The organism is Streptomyces sp. NRRL S-646, from assembly GCF_000720765.1.
Taxonomy (GTDB): domain Bacteria; phylum Actinomycetota; class Actinomycetes; order Streptomycetales; family Streptomycetaceae; genus Streptomyces.
The window spans coordinates 169590-189396 of the sequence record NZ_JODC01000012.1; the positions used below are offsets into that span (position 1 = coordinate 169590).

Genomic DNA, 19807 nt, shown 5'->3' on the forward strand with positions numbered 1-19807 from the left:
CCAGCCTAATGTGCGCCGGTCGGTGACCGATCCCACGGCGGATCACCGCAGATCAGCGAGCTGCGGCCGCGCGGATCTCGCCGAGCAGGTCGTACATCACCTGGCCGGGGCACTCGGTGGCGAAGTAGTCGCGGTGCCCGCCGATGGTGTTCGTGTCCTTCTTCGTGCCGTTGACGGGGTTCACATAGGTGACCCTCGCCTGGGGGTCGAGGCCCTTGAACCGGCAGATCACCTTGATCAGCCGGGTCAGGGACGCCTTGGCCGCGTCCGTGGGGCCGTTCTCCGTGAGTGTGCCGATGAGGGCGATGCCGAGGGCGCCGGAGTTGTAGCCCACGGAGTGGAAGCCGGTGACAAGGTCGCCGTCCGGGTTGAAGGCGGGGATGCCGTCGTCGCCCGAGTAACGGCCCTCGTAGACGGTGCCGGACTCGTCGATGAGGAAGTGGTAGCCGATGTCGCCCCAGTCGTTGGTGATCGCGTGGAGCTCGTAGATCGCGCGTACCGTCGCGGCCGGGTCGGGATCGTTGTTCGGCGTAGCGGTGTGGTGGACCGTGATGATCTGCAACGGGTAGTACGTCTCGGGCGAGTTGACCTTGCCGTCCTTGTACCGCTTGGACTCGTCGGCGCCCCACGCCGGGCGGGAGAGGTAGCGCACACCACGTACGCGTGTCGGCTCGCTGGGCACGTGGAAGGTGTGGCCGGGGCCGTCGGTGACGTCGATCGCCAGCGAGGACACGTCGGACACTGCGCCCGACGCCTTCACCTCATAGGCGGTGGCGTTCTGGGCCGCCACCAGCGCGCTGCCCCCGTCCTCGACGGCCGAGCAGCCCGCGGTCACGGTCTGCCAGCCACCGTCCGCGAGGCGGATCGCGGCGCCTTCCTTGGCACCGGACCAGCGCAGACCGACGTAGGAGGCGGCGAAGGCGGTGGTTGCCTCGCCGGTGCCGGTGGCGGCCTCGGTCCGGGTGGCGGGGAACTTCTCCGGGGTCGTGCCGGAGCCACCGGTTCCGGAGCCGGAACCGGTGCCGTCACCATCGGTGGAGCCGGAGTCCGTGGCCGCGAACACCGCCGGGGTCACGGCGGCCGCGCCGGCCACGGCCGCGGCGGCACCGATCACACCACGACGGGACAGAGAGCGCTTGCGACGGTGCGAGGGAGCGGGGGGTTGTTCGGACACGGACGTGCCTTGCCTTTCAAGGGGGTCACTCGACAGGGCGCCGGGCGGCGTTCGACAGGCCGGACACCGTGTGGCGCTCGAAATGTCAAGTGACACTAGAGGCCCTTGGTTTCCGTCACGTCTGCTTTCGCGGTACTTGGTGTGGAGATAGCGCGAAGACGCGATCACGCCCCGGCGCTGCCGAACCCCGGCCGCTGCTGCTGGATGAGCGCCGCCGCCGGCGCCAGTCCGCGTCCGCCGACGGCCTGTTCGCCCACCGGCATGTCGTCCCGCATGAGCGCCTCGGGGATGAGGACCGCGGCCGTGACACCGCCGCTCGGCGAGGGCCGCAACTCCACCCGCAGGCCCTGCCGCTCGCGCAGCCGGTTGACCACGAACAGGCCGATCTGCTTGGCGTCGAGGAGGTCGACCTTATCGGACTGGATCTTGCGGTTGGCGTCGGCGAAGGCCTGCTCGTTCATGCCGAAGCCACTGTCCTCGACCTCGATGAGCACACCGTCGCGCATCCGGGCCGCGCGCAGCTGCACCTTGGTGCTGGGCGGGGAGAACGCGGCGGCGTTCTCGACGAGCTCGGCGAGGAGGTGGATGACGTCGGCGACCGAACCGCCGACCACGGACACCTTCGGCACCGCCCAGATCTGCACGCGCGGCGTGTTCTCGATCTCGGCGACGGCCGCCCGCAGCACGTCCACCAGCGGGATCGGGTCCTGCCAGCCGCGGCCGGGGGCGATGCCGGACAGGATCAGCAGGGACTCGGAGTGGCGGCGCATGCGGGTCGCCAAGTAGTCGACGCGGTAGAGGTCCTGGAGCTCCTGCGGGTCCTGCAGGCGGCGCTGCATGCCGTCCAGCAGATCCAGCTGGCGGTGGAGCAGGACCTGGCTGCGGCGGGCGAGGCTGACGTAGACGCCGGATATGCCGCTGAGGAGCTCGGCGCGCTCGGAGGCCGCCTTGAGCGCGGCCCGCTGCACGGCGGTCAACGCGGTGCCCACCTGGGCGAGTTCGTCGCCGACGAGGCGGCGCATGGGGGCCTCGGCGTCGATGTCGACGCCCTGCCCGGCGTGCAACCTCCGCATGGCCTGCGGCAGTCGGCGACCGGCCACCTCCAGGGCGTCGTTGCGCAGGTCGAGCAGCTCGACGATGAGGCCGCGCCCGACGAGCACGGACACGAGCAGCGACAGCAGCACACCGACGAGACCGAGCACCACGGCGACACCGGAGGCGCCGAGGGTGTCCCAGCCGAACGGGTCGGCCTTGGCGGTGGCGCCCGTACCGGCGCCGGTCTCGGCGGCGGTCAGGTCCTTCAGCGTCCCGGTGACGTCCGTGTCCCAGCCGCTCAGCAGCCGCGACGCCACGGCGGAAGTCCCCGGACCGGCGCTCTGCACCCGGTTCTCCACGGCCTGGAGCCCGGCGTAGGCGTCGCCGTCCAGGATCTCCTTGTACGCCGCTTGGTGCTCGGGCTTGAGGTCGGCGACCGCCGGCCGCAGCAGCTGGCGCTGGGTGGCGACCGCGCCGACGAACTGCGTGTACTGCTGCCGGGTCAGCGTCTTGTCCGCCTGCGCCGCACCGAGCAGTGCCTGCTCACGGGCGAGCGCCTCACGCGCACGGGCGAGTTCGAGCACCACGCGCGCGTCGGACGCGGCATCGGTGCTCCGGTCCCCGGTGAGCCCGCCCGCGACGGCGAAGGCGTCCTCGATGATCGCGGAGTACAGCGTGTACGCCGTCGGGGACTTGGCGCCCTTCGCGGTCGCCTCGCTGCGCACCCGCGCGATCCCCCCGGCCTCGCCCTTCAGCGTCTTGATGCGCTGCGGCAGGCTCGCGTCGAGCAGCGCGGCGTCCGAGCTGGAGGCGTTGATGCCGTCGAGCAGCGCGGAGGCGGCCCGGTCGGTGGCCTTGCGGACATCGGCGGGCACGGACCGGTGCCCCATGACGGCGGTCCGCTCGGCCTGCAGTGCGGTGACGAACTCGCTGACGGGGGTGAGCAGTTCGACGTTGACGTCCTTGGCCCGCTCGGTGTCACCGATGCTGGACGCGGTCGTCACTGCGGCGAATCCCCACAGGGCCATGAGGGACACGATGGGCAGCATGAGCAGGGAGACGATCTTGGCCCGGACGGATCTTGGCCGGAGCCTGCCGGTGGCGGTACGGAGAGTGCGCATGAGGGGACCTCAGTCTGGTGGTTCGGGTGCGTATGGCGCCCCTCAAGGGGCGCGGGGCTGTGCCGATTTGCGGCTCCGCCGCGTGGGCGCGACCAGCCACAACGAACCCGCACACGCCAAACCTCATGGCGGGGCAGGCCCGTTGGCGCTCAAGCAGTCGCCAGCTCGACCTCGCGAAGAATCTCCGCAGCAACAGCCGACTCATGCCGCTTCCCGGTCGGCGACAACGCGACATACGCAGCGGCGAGGAACAGGAACGACCCCAGCACCACCGCCAACGGAAAGATGAATTCGGTCGGCGTAGCGCCGGCCAGCCCTGCGCTGCTGGGCCTCAGTTGAATGCTCACCGCGTACATCGCCGTGTAGTGCATGCTGCTCACCGCGAGCCCCATGACCAGCGCGGCCAGAGCGGCAAGCACCCCGCCCCGCACCACCAGCGTCAGCGTGAGCGCCGCCGTCGCGGCGACGACCGCGATCGCGACGGACGCGATGACGAGTGCGGGGTCGTAGTCGACCTCGCCGTGCAGATTGAGCGCGGCCATGCCGGTGTAGTGCATGGCGGCGACACCGACGCCGGTGCCGAGTCCGCCGAACGCGACCGAGGTGACGCGGGACTTGCCGTATCCGGCGGTGAAGACGCCGGCGGCGACCACGCCGATGGACATCAGCAGGCTGAGGACGGTGAGCGGGATGTCGTAGCGGATCGGGGTGCCCTCGACGCTGAAGCCCAGCATGGCGACGAAGTGCATCGTCCAGATGCCCGAGCCGATGGCGACGGAGGCGAGCGTCAGCCAGTTCCGTTTCGAGGCGCCTTCCGCTTCGAGCGCCCTGACGGTGCAGCGCAGCCCGAGCGCCGAGCCGACGCACGCCATGACATAGGAAAGGACGGGGGTGACCCAGCCGGCACTGAAGTGATCCATGTGGCCCATGGGGGATTTCCTCTCGCCCGTGGCGCGGACGGGGGGTGCCGCGCACACGAAGTACCACCGGTAGGGGGGACCGGAGTTGGCCGAATCATGTCAGCCGTTTTCAACGGTCAGAGGGTGCGAAAAGGGGCCATGGAGCGCATTATTGAACATTAAACCATTGTGGCGTACCTAACACCTGGCCTGCATGTTTATGCAGTCAACCACGAGATGGTGAAGGGCCTGAGGAGGTTAGGGGGATCCTCGGGAGGCTTTGACCGGAGGTCAGTTTCCGGCCACCACGGTGGCGCCCGGCGCGGGTCCCGACGCCACCCACACAGAACGGCACGTACCGGACGTGCGCAGCGCCTCGGCCACCTTCGCCGCGGACCCCGGATCGCGCGCGAGGAACGCCGTCGTCGGCCCCGACCCCGACACCAGCGCGGCGAGCGCACCGGCGGTGCGGCCCGCGGCGAGGGTGTCGGCGAGCTCCGGGAAGAGGGAAAGGGCCGCGGGCTGAAGGTCGTTGGAGACGGCCGCGGCGAGCGCGTCCGGGTCACCCCCGGCGAGCGCGTCGAGCAGCGGCTCGGAGGCGATGGGCTCGGGCACGTCCGCGTGCTCCGTGAGCCGGTCGAACTCGCGGAAGACCGCCGGGGTGGACAGCCCGCGCTCGGCCATCGCAAACACCCAGTGGAAGGTCCCGCCGACGTCGAGCGCGGTGAGCTTCTCGCCCCGCCCGGTCCCGAGCGCCGCCCCGCCGACCAGGCTGAACGGCACGTCACTGCCCAACTCGGCGCAGATGTCGAGGAGTTCCTCACGGGAGGCGTGGGTGCCCCACAGTGCGTCGCAGGCCAGCAGCGCACCGGCGCCGTCCGCGCTGCCGCCCGCCATGCCGCCCGCGACGGGGATGTCCTTGGCGATGTGGACATGAACCGCGGGCTCGATGCCCCGGCGCTCGGCGAGGAGCAGCGCGGCGCGCGCCGCGAGGTTCGTGCGGTCGAGTGGGACGAGGGCGGCGTCAGGGCCCTCGCAGGTGACGCTCAGCTCGTCGGCGGGCGTGACCGTCACCTCGTCGTACAGCCCGACGGCGAGGAAGACGTTGGCCAGGTCGTGGAACCCGTCGGGACGGGCGGCCCCGACGGCGAGCTGGACGTTGACCTTGGCGGGAACGCGGACGGTGACGCTCACTTCTGACCGGGCTCCTTGTTCGCAGTGGTCTCGGCGTGCTCGGCGATCCGCGCGAACTCCTCGACCGTGAGGGCCTCCCCGCGCGCCTGCGGCGACACCCCGGCGGCCACGAGCGCCGCCTCCGCCGCCGCGGGCGACCCTGCCCAGCCGGCGAGCGCGGCCCGCAGCGTCTTGCGCCGCTGGGCGAACGCCGCGTCGACCACGGCGAACACCTCGCGCCGCGAGGCGGTGGTCTTGAGCGGCTCGGTGCGGCGGACCAGCGAGACGAGGCCGCTGTCGACGTTCGGCGCGGGCCAGAAGACGTTGCGTCCGATGGCGCCGGCCCGCTTGACCTCGGCGTACCAGTTGGCCTTCACGGACGGGACGCCGTACACCTTCGAGCCGGGTGCGGCGGCGAGGCGGTCGGCGACCTCCGACTGGACCATCACCAGGGTGCGTTCGATGCTCGGGAAGGTCTCGAGCATGTGCAGGAGGACGGGGACGGCGACGTTGTAGGGAAGGTTCGCGACGAGCGCGGTCGGGGCGGGGCCCGGCAGGTCGGTCACTTGCATCGCGTCCGAGTGGACGAGTGCGAAACGGTCGGCACGCTCGGGCAAGCGGGCCGCGATGGTGGCGGGCAGCGCCCCGGCCAGTACGTCGTCGATCTCGACGGCGGTGACGCGGTCGGCGACCTCCAGCAGCGCGAGGGTGAGGGAGCCGAGCCCCGGGCCGACCTCGACGACCACGTCGTCCGGGCGAACCCCGGCGGTGCGGACGATACGGCGGACCGTGTTGGCGTCGATCACGAAGTTCTGACCGCGCTGCTTGGTGGGGCGGACGCCGAGGGCTGCCGCCAGTTCGCGGACGTCGGCGGGGCCCAGGAGGGCGTCGGGGGCTGGGCTGCTGCTCACGGCGACAAGGGTACGGGGGTGTGGAGCCGGGGGGCGCCAGGTGCCCTGCGCTGCAGGTGGCCGGGAAAGTGGGTTTGCCTGCCCGCGCGTGCGGGGTGCCGCTCTCTTTGGGTCGGGAGCCGCCCCTGGCGGCACGACTGCCCGCAGCTCCGCGGCTTTAGGGGCGCGGGGCTGTATCGATATGCGGCTCCGCCGCGTGGGCGCGATCAGCCCCCACCGGTCCGCAGCCGAAAAACGGCCCTCACCCGTGCAGCCGCGCCCCGCAATGGGGCCAGGGGCTCGCCCCTCGCCGTACATACAACTTCTTCGCGCGGGCCGTCTGCTCCGCCGGGGACGCGTCCTGCGGGCGGCCGCTGCCGCCGAGGCTCTGCCAGGTGCGTTCCTCCAGCTGGTAGAGGCCGCCGTAGCTTCCCGAGGGGTCGACGGCGTGCGGGCGGCCGCCCGACTCGCAGGCCGCGAGGCCCTTCCAGTTGAGGTCGTCGGCGCCGCGCACGGACGTCGGGAGCGGCTTCGTGCCCACCTTCACGATCTGCGGCTGCGGCTCGCGCACCACCTCGGTGCCGGCCAGGCGGGGCTTCTGCCTGACCCCGTTGACGATGCGCAGGGCGTACGTGATCCGCCGCAGCCCCGGCTGTCCCACCCGGTCGACGACCTCCGTCCCCTTGAACAGCCCGGGGTCCTCCTCCCGCTGCACCTTGAACGGGATCTCCTCCTCACGGACCTCCTTGGTGCCGGTGACCCGCAGCACGGTGATGGTCTGCCCGTCGCGCGGGAAGCTGTCCGCCGGGACGGAGGTGGTGTCCTCGCCGTGCAGGGAGATCCCGGCCTCCCCGACGACCTCCTGCACGGTCGCCGCGTTCGTACGGACCGTGCGTGCGTGACCGTCGGCCATGACCGTCACGGAGCGCTCGGTCCGCACGTCGAGCGAGAGCCCGGCGCGTCCGATGTGCCGGGAGCGCGCAGCGGACAGATACGCGCCCTGCGCCCGCACCCCCATCTCCTCCAGTGCCTCCTGCACCGTGTGCGCCGTCGTCCACACCTCGCGCCGGTGCCCGTCGATGGTGAGCCGTACGGGGCGCCCGTACTGCACCACGATCTCGTCACCGCTGCTGATCGCCGTGCCGGGGGCGGGCGCGATCACGTCGTGCGCCCCCACGTCGACGCTCTCCTGTGCGAGCAGTTCGGTCACGTCGTCGGCGAAGGTGTGCAGGGTGCGCGGCTTGCCGTCGACGTTCAGCTCGATGGCCTTGTCCTTGGCGACGAAGGCGGTGGTGCCGCCGGCCAGGAAGGCGACGACCAGCGCCTGCGGCAGCAGCCGGCGCATCGAGCCGTCCGGGAGCTCGATGGGTCGCGCCCTGCGTCGGCGTGCGGCCCGGCGCCTGCGTCCCGTTCCGGCGCGCGCGGCGGGCGCGGGCACTTCCTCGCCCGCCGCGCTCCCCACCTGCCGCGGAAGCGGCGGCTCGGGTACCTGGGCCGCCTCATAGGCGGGCCGGTACGTGTCCTCGTACGCCCCGGGCACCCCGTAGGCCAGGGTCTGCGCGCTGTGCACGTCGTAGGCGTACGCCGGCGGATACGCCGGGTCGTACGCCTCATACGTGCCGTACTGCGAGTACTGCGAGTACTGCGAGTTGCTCACGCCGACACGCTCCAGGGGCCGTAGGGGTCCAGAGGGGTCCGGATCGGGCACCAGAACCTAGCGGAGCCCGTATCACTCTCCAAAGCGGCGTGATCACAGAAAGTCACGATCGACGCGAAGGTGATCCCGCGTCGGCGTTATCGGAGGGTTATGAACGACTACGCTCAGTAGTCGAAGGCGCGGGCCGTGTTCGCCGCGAGGGCCGTCGCCAGCGTGTCCTCGTCGATGCCGCGCACGGCGGCCATGGCGCGCACCGTGACCGGAATGAGATACGGGGCGTTGGGCCGTCCGCGGTACGGCGCCGGTGTCAGGAAGGGCGCGTCGGTCTCCACCAGGACCAGCTCCAGGGGTGCCACGGCGAGCGCGTCCCGCAGATGCTGGGCGTTCTTGAAGGTGACGTTGCCGGCGAAGGACATGAAGTACCCGGCGCGGGCGCACACCTGAGCCATGTCCGCGTCCCCGGAGTAGCAGTGGAACACCGTACGTTCGGGGGCGCCCTCCTCCTTGAGGATGCGCAGCACGTCGGCGTGGGCGTCGCGGTCGTGGATGACGAGGGCCCTGCCGTGCCGCTTGGCGATCTCGATGTGGGCGCGGAAGGAGGCCTCCTGCGCCTCCTTGCCCTCGGGGCCGGTGCGGAAGTAGTCGAGGCCCGTCTCGCCGACGCCCTTGACCTGGGGGAGCGCGGCCAGTCGGTCGATCTCGGCGAGCGCCTCGTCGAGCGCCGCGGTGCCCCCTGCCTCCCGCGTGCCCTGCCTCGACCAGCCATCCGGGTCGCCGTGGACGATGCGCGGCGCCTCGTTGGGGTGCAGGGCGACGGTCGCGTGGACGGCCTCGTACCGCCCCGCCGCCTTCGCGGCCCACTGCGAGCCGGCCACGTCGCAGCCGACCTGCACGACCGTCGTCACGCCCACCGAAGCGGCCTTCGCGAGGCCCTCCTCGACCGTGCCGGACTGCATGTCGAGGTGGGTGTGGGAGTCGGCGACGGCCACCCGGAGGGGTTCCGGGAGCGGCGGCGCCTGCTTCTCGGCGGTCTTCTCGCTGGAGCTGGAGGAGGGCATGCTCCGATCCTACGAAAGGGGCATGCCCGCCCCGCCGCCGGAGCTGTCAGCTTGCCTTGCGGTGGAAGGGGTGCAGGAGATCGGAGAGATGCCAGTGGTGGTCCCGATCGCCGGCCTCGGCACCTTCGGCACCTTCCGCTGCGGCCTCCTGGGCCTCGGTCTGCGGTGTCCGCCGCTGCTGCTTGTGCACCGCGTCGCGCACCGACGAGACCTGCCCGGGCCGCATGATCCGTACGACGTGACTGTCGCAGTTCTGGCAGGTGGGCTTGGACAGCGGAGACGGCACGACCTGCCCCTCGGCCACGTACATCACGAACTCGTGGCCCTCGGCGTCGTTGTGGTGCTCTATCTCGTACGACTGCTCCCAGCCGTGCCCGCAGCGCATGCAGGCGAAGGAGTACGACTCGTGGACGACTGCGGTGGCCGCGCCGCGGAGGCCGGACTGTCCTGCGATCTCGCTCATGCCAGCTCCTCTTGATCTGCTGGACCAAGGGACGGGTGCGTCCCTTCAACCAGTGGACGCTTCCGGCGGAGCGAATGCATCAGCCCTGTCGACTGTTGGAGCCGATTTGGATTTTCCTTGCCATGCGACCCCGGTCAGGGGGTCTGGGCTTTGCATTTCACGACCTTGCTTTGCCTGTTTGTGGGGCGCTTGCTCAGGCGAGATGCGCCCTGCTCACAGGGGGTGTGGCCCACTTCACGAAAATCTCACGAACCACTTGCCGAATTGGCATTCTTCGCGGCCACAACCGCGTCGAACACCTCCCTTTTGGGCAGCCCGGCCTCCGCCGCAACCGCCGCAATGGCTTCTTTTCGCCGCTCCCCCGCCTCCTCCCGCACACGCACCCTGCGCACCAGCTCGGCGGCGTCGAGTTCCTCAGGCCCCTTCTCCGGGGCGCCCTCGACGACCACGGTGATCTCACCGCGCACACCCTCGGCGGCCCAGGCGGCCAGCTCGGCGAGCCCGCCCCGCCTGACCTCCTCGTACGTCTTGGTCAGCTCCCGGCAGACCGCGGCGCGCCGCTCGGCCCCGAAGACCTCGGCCATGGCGGCGAGGGTGTCGTCGAGGCGGTGCGGGGCCTCGAAGTAGACGAGGGTCCGGCGCTCCTCGGCGACCTCCTTCAGACGCGTCAGCCGCTCGCCCGCCTTGCGCGGCAGGAACCCCTCGAAGCAGAACCGGTCCACGGGCAGCCCGGACAGCGCCAGCGCGGTGAGCACGGCGGAGGGGCCGGGCACGGCGGTGACCCGGATGTCCTTCTCGACGGCGGCGGCGACCAGCCGGTATCCGGGGTCGGACACGGACGGCATCCCGGCGTCCGTGACGAGCAGCACACGCGCACCGCCGACGAGTTCCTCGACGAGTTCGGGTGTACGGGCGGTCTCGTTGCCCTCGAAGTACGACACGATCCGCCCCTTGGGTGTGACGCCCAGCGCCTGTGTCAGCCGCCTGAGCCGCCGCGTGTCCTCGGCGGCGACGACATCGGCCCCCGCCAGCTCCTCGGCCAGCCGGGGCGGCGCGTCCGCGATGTCGCCGATGGGGGTGCCTGCGAGTACGAGGGTTCCGGTCACGCTCCCCATCCTCCCAGGGGCACACCGATGGGGACGCATCCGAGCCCTTACCGCCCATGCACGGGACTCACACAGAACGGTTCCCTACGATGGCGCGGTGACCAGTACCGCGTCCTCCCCGGACACCCGGCAAGGCCAGAGCCCGCAGGACCAGCGGCCGTCGTGGCAGCAGCGGCTGCGCCGTTTCGGCTACACGGCCGGGCCGAGAAGCGACGTCCGCGAGCGTCTGGTGCCGCCGTATGTGCAGGCCGGCCCGCGGGTGTGGCAGGTCTTCGGGGTGCCGCCGGCGCTCGCCGAGCGGATCACTCGCTGGTCGGCCTGGGGCGGCCCGCTGCTGGTCACGCTGATGGCGGGCGTGATGCGGTTCTGGCACCTGGGCAGCCCGAAGGCGGTGATATTCGACGAGACGTACTACGCCAAGGACGCCTGGGCGCTCGTCCACCGCGGCTTCGAGGTCAACTGGGACAAGAACGCCAACGACCAGATCCTGGCGCTGAACGGGCACGTCACGATCCCGACGGACGCGGCGTACGTCGTGCACCCGCCGGTCGGCAAGTACGTCATCGGGCTCGGGGAGCTGATCTTCGGGTTCAACCCGTTCGGCTGGCGCTTCATGACGGCACTGCTGGGCACGCTGTCGGTCCTGATGCTGTGCCGCATCGGCCGCCGTATCTTCCGCTCGACCTTCCTCGGCTGCCTCGCTGGCGGGCTGATGGCGGTCGACGGGCTGGCCTTCGTGATGGCCCGCACCTCGCTGCTCGACGGCGTGCTGATGTTCTTCGTGCTGGCCGCGTTCGGCTGCCTGGTCATCGACCGTGACAAGGCGCGCGAGAAACTCGCGGCCGCGCTCCAGCCCGACGCCGACGGCCGTGTCCGCCCGGACGCGCACATCGCCGAGACCACCCGTCTCGGCTGGCGTCCGTGGCGCTGGCTGGCGGGCCTGATGCTGGGCCTGGCCATCGGCACCAAGTGGAACGGCCTGTACATCATGGTCGCGTTCTTCCTGATGGCGGTCCTGTGGGACATCGGCTCCCGCAAGGTGGCGGGCGCCGGGAACCCGTACAAGGCCGTGCTGCCGGACGCGGCCGTCACGTTCGTGGCCACGGTCCCGGTCGCGCTCGTGACCTACCTGGTCTCCTGGACCGGCTGGATCCTCTCCCCCACCGACGGCAAGGGCGGCTACTTCCGCAACTGGGCCGCCACCGACGGCAAGGGCGGCAACTGGACCTGGCTGTTCCCCGACTGGTGGCGCAGCCTGTGGCACTACGAGCACGAGGTCTACGAGTTCCACAAGAACCTGCACTCGCCGCACACCTACATGTCCAACCCCTGGAGCTGGCTCGTCGACGGCCGCCCGGTCTCGTACTTCTACGAGTCCCCCTCGCCCGGCAAGGACGGCTGCCCCGTCGACGCGGGCCAGAAGTGCGCCCGCGAGGTCCTGGCGATCGGCACCCCGCTGCTGTGGTGGGTGGCCTGCTTCGCGGTCCTGTACATCCTGTGGCGCTGGCTGCTGCGCCGCGACTGGCGGGCGGGCGCCATCGCCTGCGGCATCGCGGCCGGTTATCTGCCCTGGTTCCTGTACCAGGAGCGGACGATCTTCTTCTTCTACGCCGTCGTCTTCGTGCCGTTCCTCTGTCTGGCGGTGGCGATGCTGCTGGGCGCGATCGTCGGGCCACCGGGGTCGAGCGACACCCGCCGGGTCGCGGGAGCGACGGGAGCGGGCGTCCTGGTCCTGTTGATCGCGTGGAACTTCATCTACTTCTGGCCGCTGTACACCGGGACGGCGATCCCGATCGACGACTGGCGTTCACGTATGTGGCTTGATACCTGGGTATAGCGGACCTTCTGAGTCCCTTCTGCCTCTCCGATCGGACAACATACGGAAACACCCCTCACAGCTCCCCCTCACGCCACATACAGTGCGAGCACCAACGGGGAACGGGGAGGGGACCCTTCATGGCCAAGGGGGTAAAGGTCGCCGTCATCAGCAGCGTCTTCGCTGTGATGGTGGGCGGCGCCGGATACGGCGCGTACAACATCGTGTCCGCGCTGAACGGCGACGGGGGGTCGGGAGCAGCATCCGTGAAGACCGGTCCGCCGAGCAGCGACGAGATCAAGGAGACTTCGGCGAAGTTCTTCGCGGCCTGGGAGAAGGGCCGGGCGGCCCAGGCGGCGACGTACACGAACAACGACGCGGCGGCCGAACCACTGCTGACCTCCTTCGGCGACGCCGCGCACATCACCGGCGTGAAGATCACGCCCGGTACGGCGAACGGCGCGACGGTCCCTTACACGGTCAGGGCCACGGTGTCCTACGAGGGCAAGTCCAAGTCCCTGACCTACAAGAGCGAGCTGACCGTCGTGCGCGGGAAGACCACCGGGCGCGCGCTGGTCGACTGGCAGCCGTCCGTCGTCCATCCGCAGCTGCAGAAGGGCGACACCCTCTTCACCGGCGAGGCGGCGAACCCGCCGATCGAGGCCGTGGACCGGAACGGTGCCGTACTGACGAAGGAGAAGTACCCCTCGCTCGGCCCGGTCCTGGACACCCTGCGCGAGCGGTACGGCGACAAGGCGGGCGGCACCCCCGGCATCGAGCTGGCGATCAAGCACCAGTCCCCGGACGCGGGCGACACCTCGCTGCTCACCCTCGCCAAGGGCAGGGCCGGCAAGCTGCAGACCACGATCAGCGCGAGCGCGCAGGCGGCGGCCGAGACCGCGGTGAAGAGGTTCGCGCAGTCGTCGGTGGTGGCCGTCAAGCCCAGCACCGGTGAGGTGCTGGCGGTGGCCAACCACCGCAGGGACCAGTTCAACGCGGCCTTCCAGGGCGAGGTGGCGCCCGGCTCCACCATGAAGATCATCACCGCCGCGATGCTCATCGACAACGGCGTGACCTCGATGAACGGCCCGGCCCCCTGCACGCCGGACGCCGTATGGCAGGGGCAGACCTTCAAGAACCTCAAGAACATGAAGCCCAACGAGAACGCCACCCTCGCCAACAGCTTCCTGCGCTCCTGCAACACGGCCTTCATCAAGCTCATCGACGAGAAGCCGCTCTCGGACTCCTCGCTGACGACCGAGGCCCAGGACCGGTTCGGGCTCGGCCAGGACAATTGGAAGACCGGCATCGTCTCCTTCGACGGCAAGGTCCCCGCGGTCAGCGGCCCGGACCGGGCGGCGAACGCCATCGGCCAGGGCCAGGTCCAGATGAGCCCGCTGAACATGGCGTCGGTCACCGCGACCGCCATCACCGGCGCGTTCCGGCAGCCGTATCTTGTCTCCCCGAAGCTCGACGACCGTCAACTGGCCACCGCGAAGGGCCTGCCCGCGAGCACCGCCGCGCAGCTGAAGCAGATGATGCATCTCACCGCGACCCAGGGCACCGCGATGGAGGCGATGGCCGGGCTGCACGGCGACATCGGCGCGAAGACCGGCTCCGCGGAGGTCGACGGACAGGCCGTGTCCAACAGCTGGTTCACGGGCTTCAGCGGTGACATCGCGGCGGCGGCCATGACCGAGGAGGGCGGCCACGGCGGCACGGCGGCCGGGCCGATTGTCGCAGCTGTGCTACGGACCGGCTCCTGAAGTCACCCGTTGAGGACGGGACTCTAGGCTGTTGCCGTCGTTGGTTGGGATGGATGTGGGCAACGGGGACCCTGGGGATCTCTCGGAGGAACGGGAACAGTGGGCAACAGAAGGCGCGTCGCCGAGCGACGGAAGACCAAACCCGCCGTGGTCGGCGGGATGATCGCCGTGGTGGTCGTCGGCGCCGGAGTCGGCGTCTACGCGCTGACCGGCGGCTCCGCGGCCGACGACCGGTCGACAGCGACGTCCTCGTCCACCGACGACAAGCCCAAGGTCAAGACCGGCCCGCTGTCCGCGACCGAGGTGCAGACCGCGGCCGAGCGGTTCCTCACGGGCTGGCAGCAGGGCAAGGTGACGCAGGCCGCCGCCGCCACGAACGACCCGGCGGCGGCCACCACCCTGCTGACCGGCTTCACCAAGGACGCCCACATCACGGGCGCCACCCTCACCGAGGGCACCCGCACCGGCGACAAGGTCCCCTTCACCGTCAAGGGCACGGTCTCCTACAAGGGCACGAAGATGCCGCTCTCGTACCGGAGTGCGCTGACGGTCGTACGCAAGAAGGAGGACGGCAAGCCGTACGTCGACTGGCACTCCTCCGTCGTCCACCCCGACCTGAAGGACGGCGACACCCTGGTCACCGGCGAGGCCGGGACGCCGCCGGTCAAGGCGTACGATCGGCACGGCGGCGAGCTGACGACCGCCAAGTACCCCTCGCTCGGCCCGGTCCTGGACGGTCTGCGGGAGAAGTACGGCAAGACCGCCGGCGGCAAGGCGGGCGTGGAGCTGGACGTCGTACGGGGCAAGGCGTCACAGAAGGCCAAGCTGTCCGACAAGACGCTGCTGACGCTGACCAAGGGCACGCCGGGCAAGGTGAACACGACCCTGAGCCCGGTCTTCCAGGCCGCGGCCGAGAAGCAGGTTGCCGCGAAGGACAGGTCCTCGGTCGTCGTCATGCGCCCGTCGACCGGCGAGATCCTCGCCGTCGCGAACCACAGCCCCAGCTTCAACGTGGCGTTCCAGGGATCCCTGGCCCCCGGCTCCACGATGAAGATCGTGACCTCGACGATGCTGTTCGAGAAGGACCTCGTCCACCCCGACCAGTCGCACCCCTGCCCCAAGACGTACAAGCTCGCGGGCTGGACGTTCCACAACGACGACAACTCCGAGATCAAGCAGGGCTCGTTCAAGCTGGCCTTCGGGGCCTCCTGCAACAACGCCTTCATCAACTTCGCGCCGAAGCTGTCCAACAGCGACCTGACGCAGGAGGCGCAACAGGTCTACGGCCTCGGTCTGAACAACTGGGCCATCGGCGTCCCGACCTTCGACGGCTCGGTCCCCGTGATGAGCGGCGCACAGATGGGCGCCTCGCTGATCGGGCAGGGCGGGGTGCGGATGAACCCGCTGAACATGGCGTCGGTGTCGTCGACGGTGGCGACCGGCTCCTTCCACCAGCCGTACCTGGTCGCCCCGTCGGTGGACCACCGCACACTGGCGAAGGCCTCGCGCACCATGTCGTCGAAGACGCAGGCCGAGCTGAAGGAGGTCATGTCCTACACGGCCTCCTACGGCACGGCGGCCAAGGCGATGGCGGGCATGTCGGGCTGCGGCGCCAAGACGGGCTCGGCCGAGGTCGACGGTCAGAAGAAGCCGAACGGCTGGTTCACCGCGTACTGCGGCGACCTGGCCGCGTCGGGTGTCGTCCAGGCGGGCGGCCACGGCGGCGACACAGCAGGGCCCATCGTGGCGGCACTGCTGAAGATGGGCGGCTGATCAGCGGCTTGAAGGGGCGTCCCGAAGGGGCGCCCTGAAGGGGCGCGGGGCTGTGTCGATTTGCGGCTCCGCCGCGCGGGCGCGATCAGCCGCAATGGCGCGGCGGACGAACACTCAGCGACCAACAGGCGCCGCAGCCATATACGTGCGACGCAAGAACCGCAGCAGGGTCTTCGACTCGAACTGCACGACCGAAACACCCTGCGCCGAGTGGAACTCGACAACGGCCTGAACCCGGCCGCAAGGCCACACCCGCACCTCTCCGCTGCCGGCAGGTGCGCGCAGCCCCTGTTCCAGCAGGGAACGCGAGAAGCTCCATTCGTCCACCCCGGGCAGCCCGACCCGCACCTCACGCGGGTCGACCTCTGGGTCGTAGCGCAGGACCACCGGGACGGTCTCGTCCTCCGGTACCGCCGCATCCGTGACTATGTGGGCTCGTGCGTACTGCTCGACTACAGACATCGTGACGGCCCTCTCACGCTGCGTGTCCTGTGTGGAACCTGTGCGTCCACCCCCTCCCAATGTCCCACATTTTCCCGAGCGCGCCCCTTGGCGTCGGACAACTCACATGCACGGGGAACTCATGCGCAGGGAACTGTGCACCACGGAGGAGCCCCTCGCTCTTGCAAGTCGTTCGCAACAAGGCATTATCATCGAAAGGTGCATGTGCCTGACGGATTCATCAACGCCCCCGTCTCCGCCGCGACCGGAGTCCTCGCCGCGGGCGCCATCGCGGTGAGCCTGCGCGGCGCCCGCCGCGAGCTGGACGAGCGGACGGCGCCACTGGCGGGACTGGTGGCGGCGTTCATCTTCGCGGTGCAGATGCTGAACTTCCCCGTCGCAGCGGGGACCAGCGGGCATCTGCTCGGCGGTGCGCTCGCCGCGATCCTCGTCGGCCCCTTCACCGGTGTCCTGTGCGTGTCCGTCGTCCTGCTGATGCAGGGCATCCTCTTCGCGGACGGCGGCCTGACCGCGCTCGGCGTGAACATCACGGACATGGCGATCGTCACGACGGTCGTCGGATACGCCGTCTTCCGCGGCCTGGTGAAGGTGCTCCCGCGGGGGCGGCGCTCGGTGACCGTCGCCTCCTTCGTCGCCGCGCTCCTCTCGGTGCCGGGCGCGGCGGTCGCCTTCACGCTGATCTACGCCGTCGGCGGCACCACGGACGTCTCCATCGGCAAGGTCGCCACCGCGATGATCGGCGTACACGTACTGATCGGGATCGGCGAGGCGGCGATCACGGGGCTGACGGTGGGCGCGGTGATCGCCGTACGCCCGGATCTCGTGTACGGCGCGCGCGGCCTGGAGCAGAAGCTCAAGCTGCGGGTGAACGGCGAACTCGTGGACGCCCCGGCGCGCCCGGCGCCCGTCGCAGCGCGCACGTCCCGCCGCGCGCTGTGGATCACCGGCCTGGTCACCTCCCTCGTCCTGGCGGGCTTCGTCAGCTTCTACGCCTCCTCGAACCCCGACGGCCTGGAGAAGGTCGCCCACGACAAGGGCATCGACAGCAGGGCCCGGAAGCACGCCTCCGACGGCTCCCCGCTCGCCGGTTACGGCGTCAAGGACGTGGCGGACGCCCGCCTCTCCGGCGGCCTCGCGGGCGTGATCGGCGTCGGCGTGACCGTCGTCGCGGGCAGCACGGTGTTCTGGGTGGTGCGCAGGCGCCGTACGAACGACGCCTCTCCTGTCGGCACGGGCGTCTGACATGGGCGCCGGGCACGCACACAGGCTCTACCGGCACGGGCACTCCCCCGTGCACGCCCTGCCGCCGCACACCAAGCTCGCCGCCGCCTTCGCGTTCGTGGTGGTCGTGGTGTCGACGCCGCGGGAGGCGGTGTGGGCGTTCGGCGTCTACGCCGTGCTGCTCGCAGTCGTCGCGCAGCTCGCGCGCGTGCCCGCCGCCTTCCTGCTCAAGCGGCTGCTGATCGAGGTGCCGTTCGTCGCGTTCGCGGTGCTGATGCCGTTCGTGGCGGAGGGCGAGCGGGTGGACGTCCTGGGCCTCTCGCTGAGCGTGAACGGCCTGTGGGGCGCCTGGAACGTGCTCGCGAAGGGCACGCTGGGTGTCGCCGCGTCCGTCCTGCTGGCCTCCACGACCGAACTGCGCGAACTCCTCCTCGGCCTGCAGCGGTTGAAGCTCCCGCCATTGCTGGTGCAGATCGCGTCCTTCATGATCCGCTACGGCGACGTCATCACGGACGAGATGCGGCGGATGCGGATCGCCCGGGAGTCCCGGGGCTTCGAGGCGCGGGGCGTGCGGCACTGGGGCGTGCTCGCGAAGTCGGCCGGCGCCCTGTTCATCCGCTCCTACGAGCGCGGGGAGCGCGTCCACCTGGCCATGGTCAGCCGCGGTTACGCCGGTTCGATGCCGGTGATCGACGAAGTGACCGCGTCCAGAGCCCAGTGGTCGTACGCCCTCACGCTCCCCCTCGCCGCCCTCGCCGTCTGCCTGCTGGGATGGACCCTGTGAGTACTCCTTCTCTTGAGGTCTCCGGCCTCGCCTTCGCCTACCCCGACGGCCACCAGGCCCTGTTCGGCGTCGACTTCTCCATCGGGCGCGGCGAGCGGGTCGCGCTGCTCGGTCCCAACGGTGCCGGCAAGACGACCCTCGTGCTGCACCTCAACGGCATCCTGACCGGCGGCGCCGGCACCGTCACGGTCGCCGGGCTGCCCGTCGGCAAGCAGCACATGGCGGAGATCCGCCGAAGGGTCGGCATCGTCTTCCAGGACCCCGACGACCAGCTGTTCATGCCGACGGTCCGCGAGGACGTGGCCTTCGGGCCTGCGGCGGCCGGAATGAAGGGGCCGGAGCTGGAGGAGCGCGTCGACCGGGCGCTCACACAGGTCGGCATGGCGGAGTTCAAGGACCGCCCCCCGCACCACCTCTCCTTCGGGCAGCGGCGCCGGGTGGCCGTGGCGACCGTCCTCGCCATGGAGCCGGAGATCCTCGTCCTGGACGAGCCGTCCTCCAACCTCGACCCGGCCTCCCGGCGCGAACTGGCCGACATCCTGCGTTCGTTGGACGTCACCGTCCTCATGGTCACGCACGACCTGCCGTACGCCCTGGAGCTGTGCCCGCGCTCCCTGATCCTCAGCGAGGGGGTGATCGCGGCGGACGGGAAGACGGCCGAGCTGCTCTCGGACGAGGACCTGATGCGCGCCCACCGGCTGGAGCTGCCCTTCGGTTTCGACCCGCGGTCCGTGAGAATGGGTGCGTGACGCACGAGGACGATACGGCGGCCGAGCCCTCCGCTGAAGGTGCCGCGACGGGCCGTGGTTTGTCTGCAGCGCCATCGGGGCTGGTCGCGCCCCGCGGCGGAGCCGCAGATGGATACAGCCCCGCGCCCCTTCGGGGCGCTGCCGATCCGGCGCGGACTTCGCCCGGCCCTCCTGGGACAGGCTCTGAGCCTTCCCTGCTGCTCGACGACCAGCTGTGTTTCGCGCTCTACGCGGCCCAGCGCGCGGTGACGTCCTCCTACCGCCCGCTCCTCGACGAACTCGGCCTCACCTACCCGCAGTACCTGGTCCTGCTCGTCCTGTGGGAGCGCGGCCAGGTCCCGGTCAAGGAGCTGGCGACGGCGCTGCGGCTCGACTACGGCACGGTCTCGCCCCTGCTGAAGCGGCTGGAGGCGGCGGGCCTGGTGCGCCGGGAGCGCGCGGCGCACGACGAGCGCTCGGTGCTGGTCGCATGCACGGGGCGCGGGGAGGAACTGCGGGAGCGCGCGGCGTGCGTACCGGGCGCGCTGCTCGCGGCCACGGGCCTCGACGCCCCGGAGGTGGCGCGGCTGCGCGAGGACTTGTGGCGCCTGGCGGCGAAGGCCGAAGCGGCCGCACAACGCTGATCTCGGGTTACCCCCGGTTGCTACCCCCTGGTAACGG

Annotated in this window: 17 protein-coding genes; 7 read left to right on the forward strand and 10 right to left on the reverse strand. The window is 70.6% G+C overall.

The features are described 5' to 3' along the window. Positions 1-52: 52 nt before the first annotated feature. The 9 genes from IH68_RS0131875 to rsmI all read right to left on the reverse strand — a co-directional run bounded on the left by IH68_RS0131875 (position 53) and on the right by rsmI (position 10576). Positions 53-1114, reverse strand: a complete 1062-nt coding sequence (locus IH68_RS0131875; RefSeq protein WP_051833838.1) for a peptidoglycan recognition family protein — start codon at positions 1112-1114, stop codon at positions 53-55. Positions 1115-1338: 224 nt separating this feature from the next. After that, positions 1339-3330, reverse strand: coding sequence for a nitrate- and nitrite sensing domain-containing protein (locus IH68_RS0131880; protein WP_030941904.1), 1992 nt, complete (start codon positions 3328-3330; stop codon positions 1339-1341). Positions 3331-3479: 149 nt separating this feature from the next. Then, positions 3480-4259, reverse strand: a complete 780-nt coding sequence (locus tag IH68_RS0131885; RefSeq protein WP_030941905.1) for an MHYT domain-containing protein — start codon at positions 4257-4259, stop codon at positions 3480-3482. 261 nt (positions 4260-4520) lie between these two features. Further along, positions 4521-5423, reverse strand: coding sequence for a 4-(cytidine 5'-diphospho)-2-C-methyl-D-erythritol kinase (locus IH68_RS0131890; protein ID WP_030941907.1), 903 nt, complete (start codon positions 5421-5423; stop codon positions 4521-4523). Beyond that, positions 5420-6313: a 16S rRNA (adenine(1518)-N(6)/adenine(1519)-N(6))-dimethyltransferase RsmA gene (gene rsmA / locus IH68_RS0131895; RefSeq protein ID WP_030941909.1), complete on the reverse strand. Its 894-nt coding sequence runs from the start codon at positions 6311-6313 to the stop codon at positions 5420-5422. The genes IH68_RS0131890 and rsmA overlap by 4 nt, the downstream gene beginning before the upstream one ends. 241 nt (positions 6314-6554) lie before the next feature. Next, complete coding sequence (locus tag IH68_RS0131900) at positions 6555-7949, reverse strand: resuscitation-promoting factor (protein WP_030941911.1); 1395 nt, start codon at positions 7947-7949, stop codon at positions 6555-6557. A 164-nt stretch (positions 7950-8113) separates the two neighbouring features. After that, a complete protein-coding gene (locus IH68_RS0131905; RefSeq protein ID WP_030941913.1) occupies positions 8114-9007 on the reverse strand; it encodes a TatD family hydrolase in 894 nt (297 codons plus the stop codon). Positions 9008-9053: 46 nt separating this feature from the next. Beyond that, positions 9054-9470 carry a hypothetical protein gene (locus IH68_RS0131910; RefSeq protein ID WP_030941915.1) on the reverse strand — a complete coding sequence of 139 codons (417 nt, stop codon included), beginning with the start codon at positions 9468-9470 and terminating at the stop codon, positions 9054-9056. A gap of 245 nt (positions 9471-9715) precedes the next feature. Next, positions 9716-10576, reverse strand: coding sequence for a 16S rRNA (cytidine(1402)-2'-O)-methyltransferase (gene rsmI / locus IH68_RS0131915; protein ID WP_030941917.1), 861 nt, complete (start codon positions 10574-10576; stop codon positions 9716-9718). Positions 10577-10673: 97 nt separating this feature from the next. Here rsmI and IH68_RS0131920 point away from each other — a divergent pair, with 97 nt between their 5' ends. From IH68_RS0131920 to IH68_RS0131930, 3 genes are all read left to right on the forward strand, one after another. Then, a complete protein-coding gene (locus tag IH68_RS0131920) occupies positions 10674-12413 on the forward strand; it encodes a dolichyl-phosphate-mannose--protein mannosyltransferase (protein WP_030941919.1) in 1740 nt (579 codons plus the stop codon). 119 nt (positions 12414-12532) lie between these two features. Continuing rightward, positions 12533-14158 (forward strand): penicillin-binding transpeptidase domain-containing protein, encoded by a 1626-nt coding sequence (locus IH68_RS0131925; protein ID WP_030941921.1) that lies wholly within the window; start codon positions 12533-12535, stop codon positions 14156-14158. 99 nt (positions 14159-14257) lie between these two features. Further along, on the forward strand, positions 14258-15931 hold the full coding sequence (locus IH68_RS0131930; RefSeq protein WP_030941923.1) for a penicillin-binding transpeptidase domain-containing protein: 1674 nt from the start codon (positions 14258-14260) through the stop codon (positions 15929-15931). Between the two features lie 114 nt (positions 15932-16045). On the opposite strand, the gene IH68_RS0131935 is transcribed toward IH68_RS0131930, so the two are convergent. Continuing rightward, positions 16046-16393, reverse strand: coding sequence for an SsgA family sporulation/cell division regulator (locus IH68_RS0131935; protein ID WP_030941924.1), 348 nt, complete (start codon positions 16391-16393; stop codon positions 16046-16048). A gap of 198 nt (positions 16394-16591) precedes the next feature. On the opposite strand from IH68_RS0131935, the gene IH68_RS0131940 reads away from it, so the two are divergent. From IH68_RS0131940 to IH68_RS0131955, 4 genes are all read left to right on the forward strand, one after another. After that, complete coding sequence (locus tag IH68_RS0131940; protein ID WP_030941926.1) at positions 16592-17635, forward strand: energy-coupling factor ABC transporter permease; 1044 nt, start codon at positions 16592-16594, stop codon at positions 17633-17635. Between the two features lies 1 nt (position 17636). After that, complete coding sequence (cbiQ, locus tag IH68_RS0131945) at positions 17637-18398, forward strand: cobalt ECF transporter T component CbiQ (RefSeq protein WP_030941927.1); 762 nt, start codon at positions 17637-17639, stop codon at positions 18396-18398. Beyond that, entirely contained in the window at positions 18386-19147 is a 762-nt protein-coding gene (locus IH68_RS0131950; RefSeq protein WP_030941928.1) for an energy-coupling factor ABC transporter ATP-binding protein, read from the forward strand. The genes cbiQ and IH68_RS0131950 overlap by 13 nt, the downstream gene beginning before the upstream one ends. A gap of 194 nt (positions 19148-19341) precedes the next feature. Further along, a complete protein-coding gene (locus IH68_RS0131955) occupies positions 19342-19770 on the forward strand; it encodes a MarR family winged helix-turn-helix transcriptional regulator (RefSeq protein WP_030941929.1) in 429 nt (142 codons plus the stop codon). Positions 19771-19807: the final 37 nt, after the last annotated feature.

Coding starts and splice junctions, on each gene's coding strand:
- IH68_RS0131880 (WP_030941904.1), bottom strand. CDS start 3,330: ATGCGCACTCTCCGTACCGCCACCGGCAGGCTCCGGCCAAGATCCGTC.
- IH68_RS0131885 (WP_030941905.1), bottom strand. CDS start 4,259: ATGGGCCACATGGATCACTTCAGTGCCGGCTGGGTCACCCCCGTCCTT.
- IH68_RS0131905 (WP_030941913.1), bottom strand. CDS start 9,007: ATGCCCTCCTCCAGCTCCAGCGAGAAGACCGCCGAGAAGCAGGCGCCG.
- IH68_RS0131910 (WP_030941915.1), bottom strand. CDS start 9,470: ATGAGCGAGATCGCAGGACAGTCCGGCCTCCGCGGCGCGGCCACCGCA.
- IH68_RS0131925 (WP_030941921.1), top strand. CDS start 12,533: ATGGCCAAGGGGGTAAAGGTCGCCGTCATCAGCAGCGTCTTCGCTGTG.
- IH68_RS0131935 (WP_030941924.1), bottom strand. CDS start 16,393: ATGTCTGTAGTCGAGCAGTACGCACGAGCCCACATAGTCACGGATGCG.
- cbiQ (WP_030941927.1), top strand. CDS start 17,637: ATGGGCGCCGGGCACGCACACAGGCTCTACCGGCACGGGCACTCCCCC.
- IH68_RS0131950 (WP_030941928.1), top strand. CDS start 18,386: ATGGACCCTGTGAGTACTCCTTCTCTTGAGGTCTCCGGCCTCGCCTTC.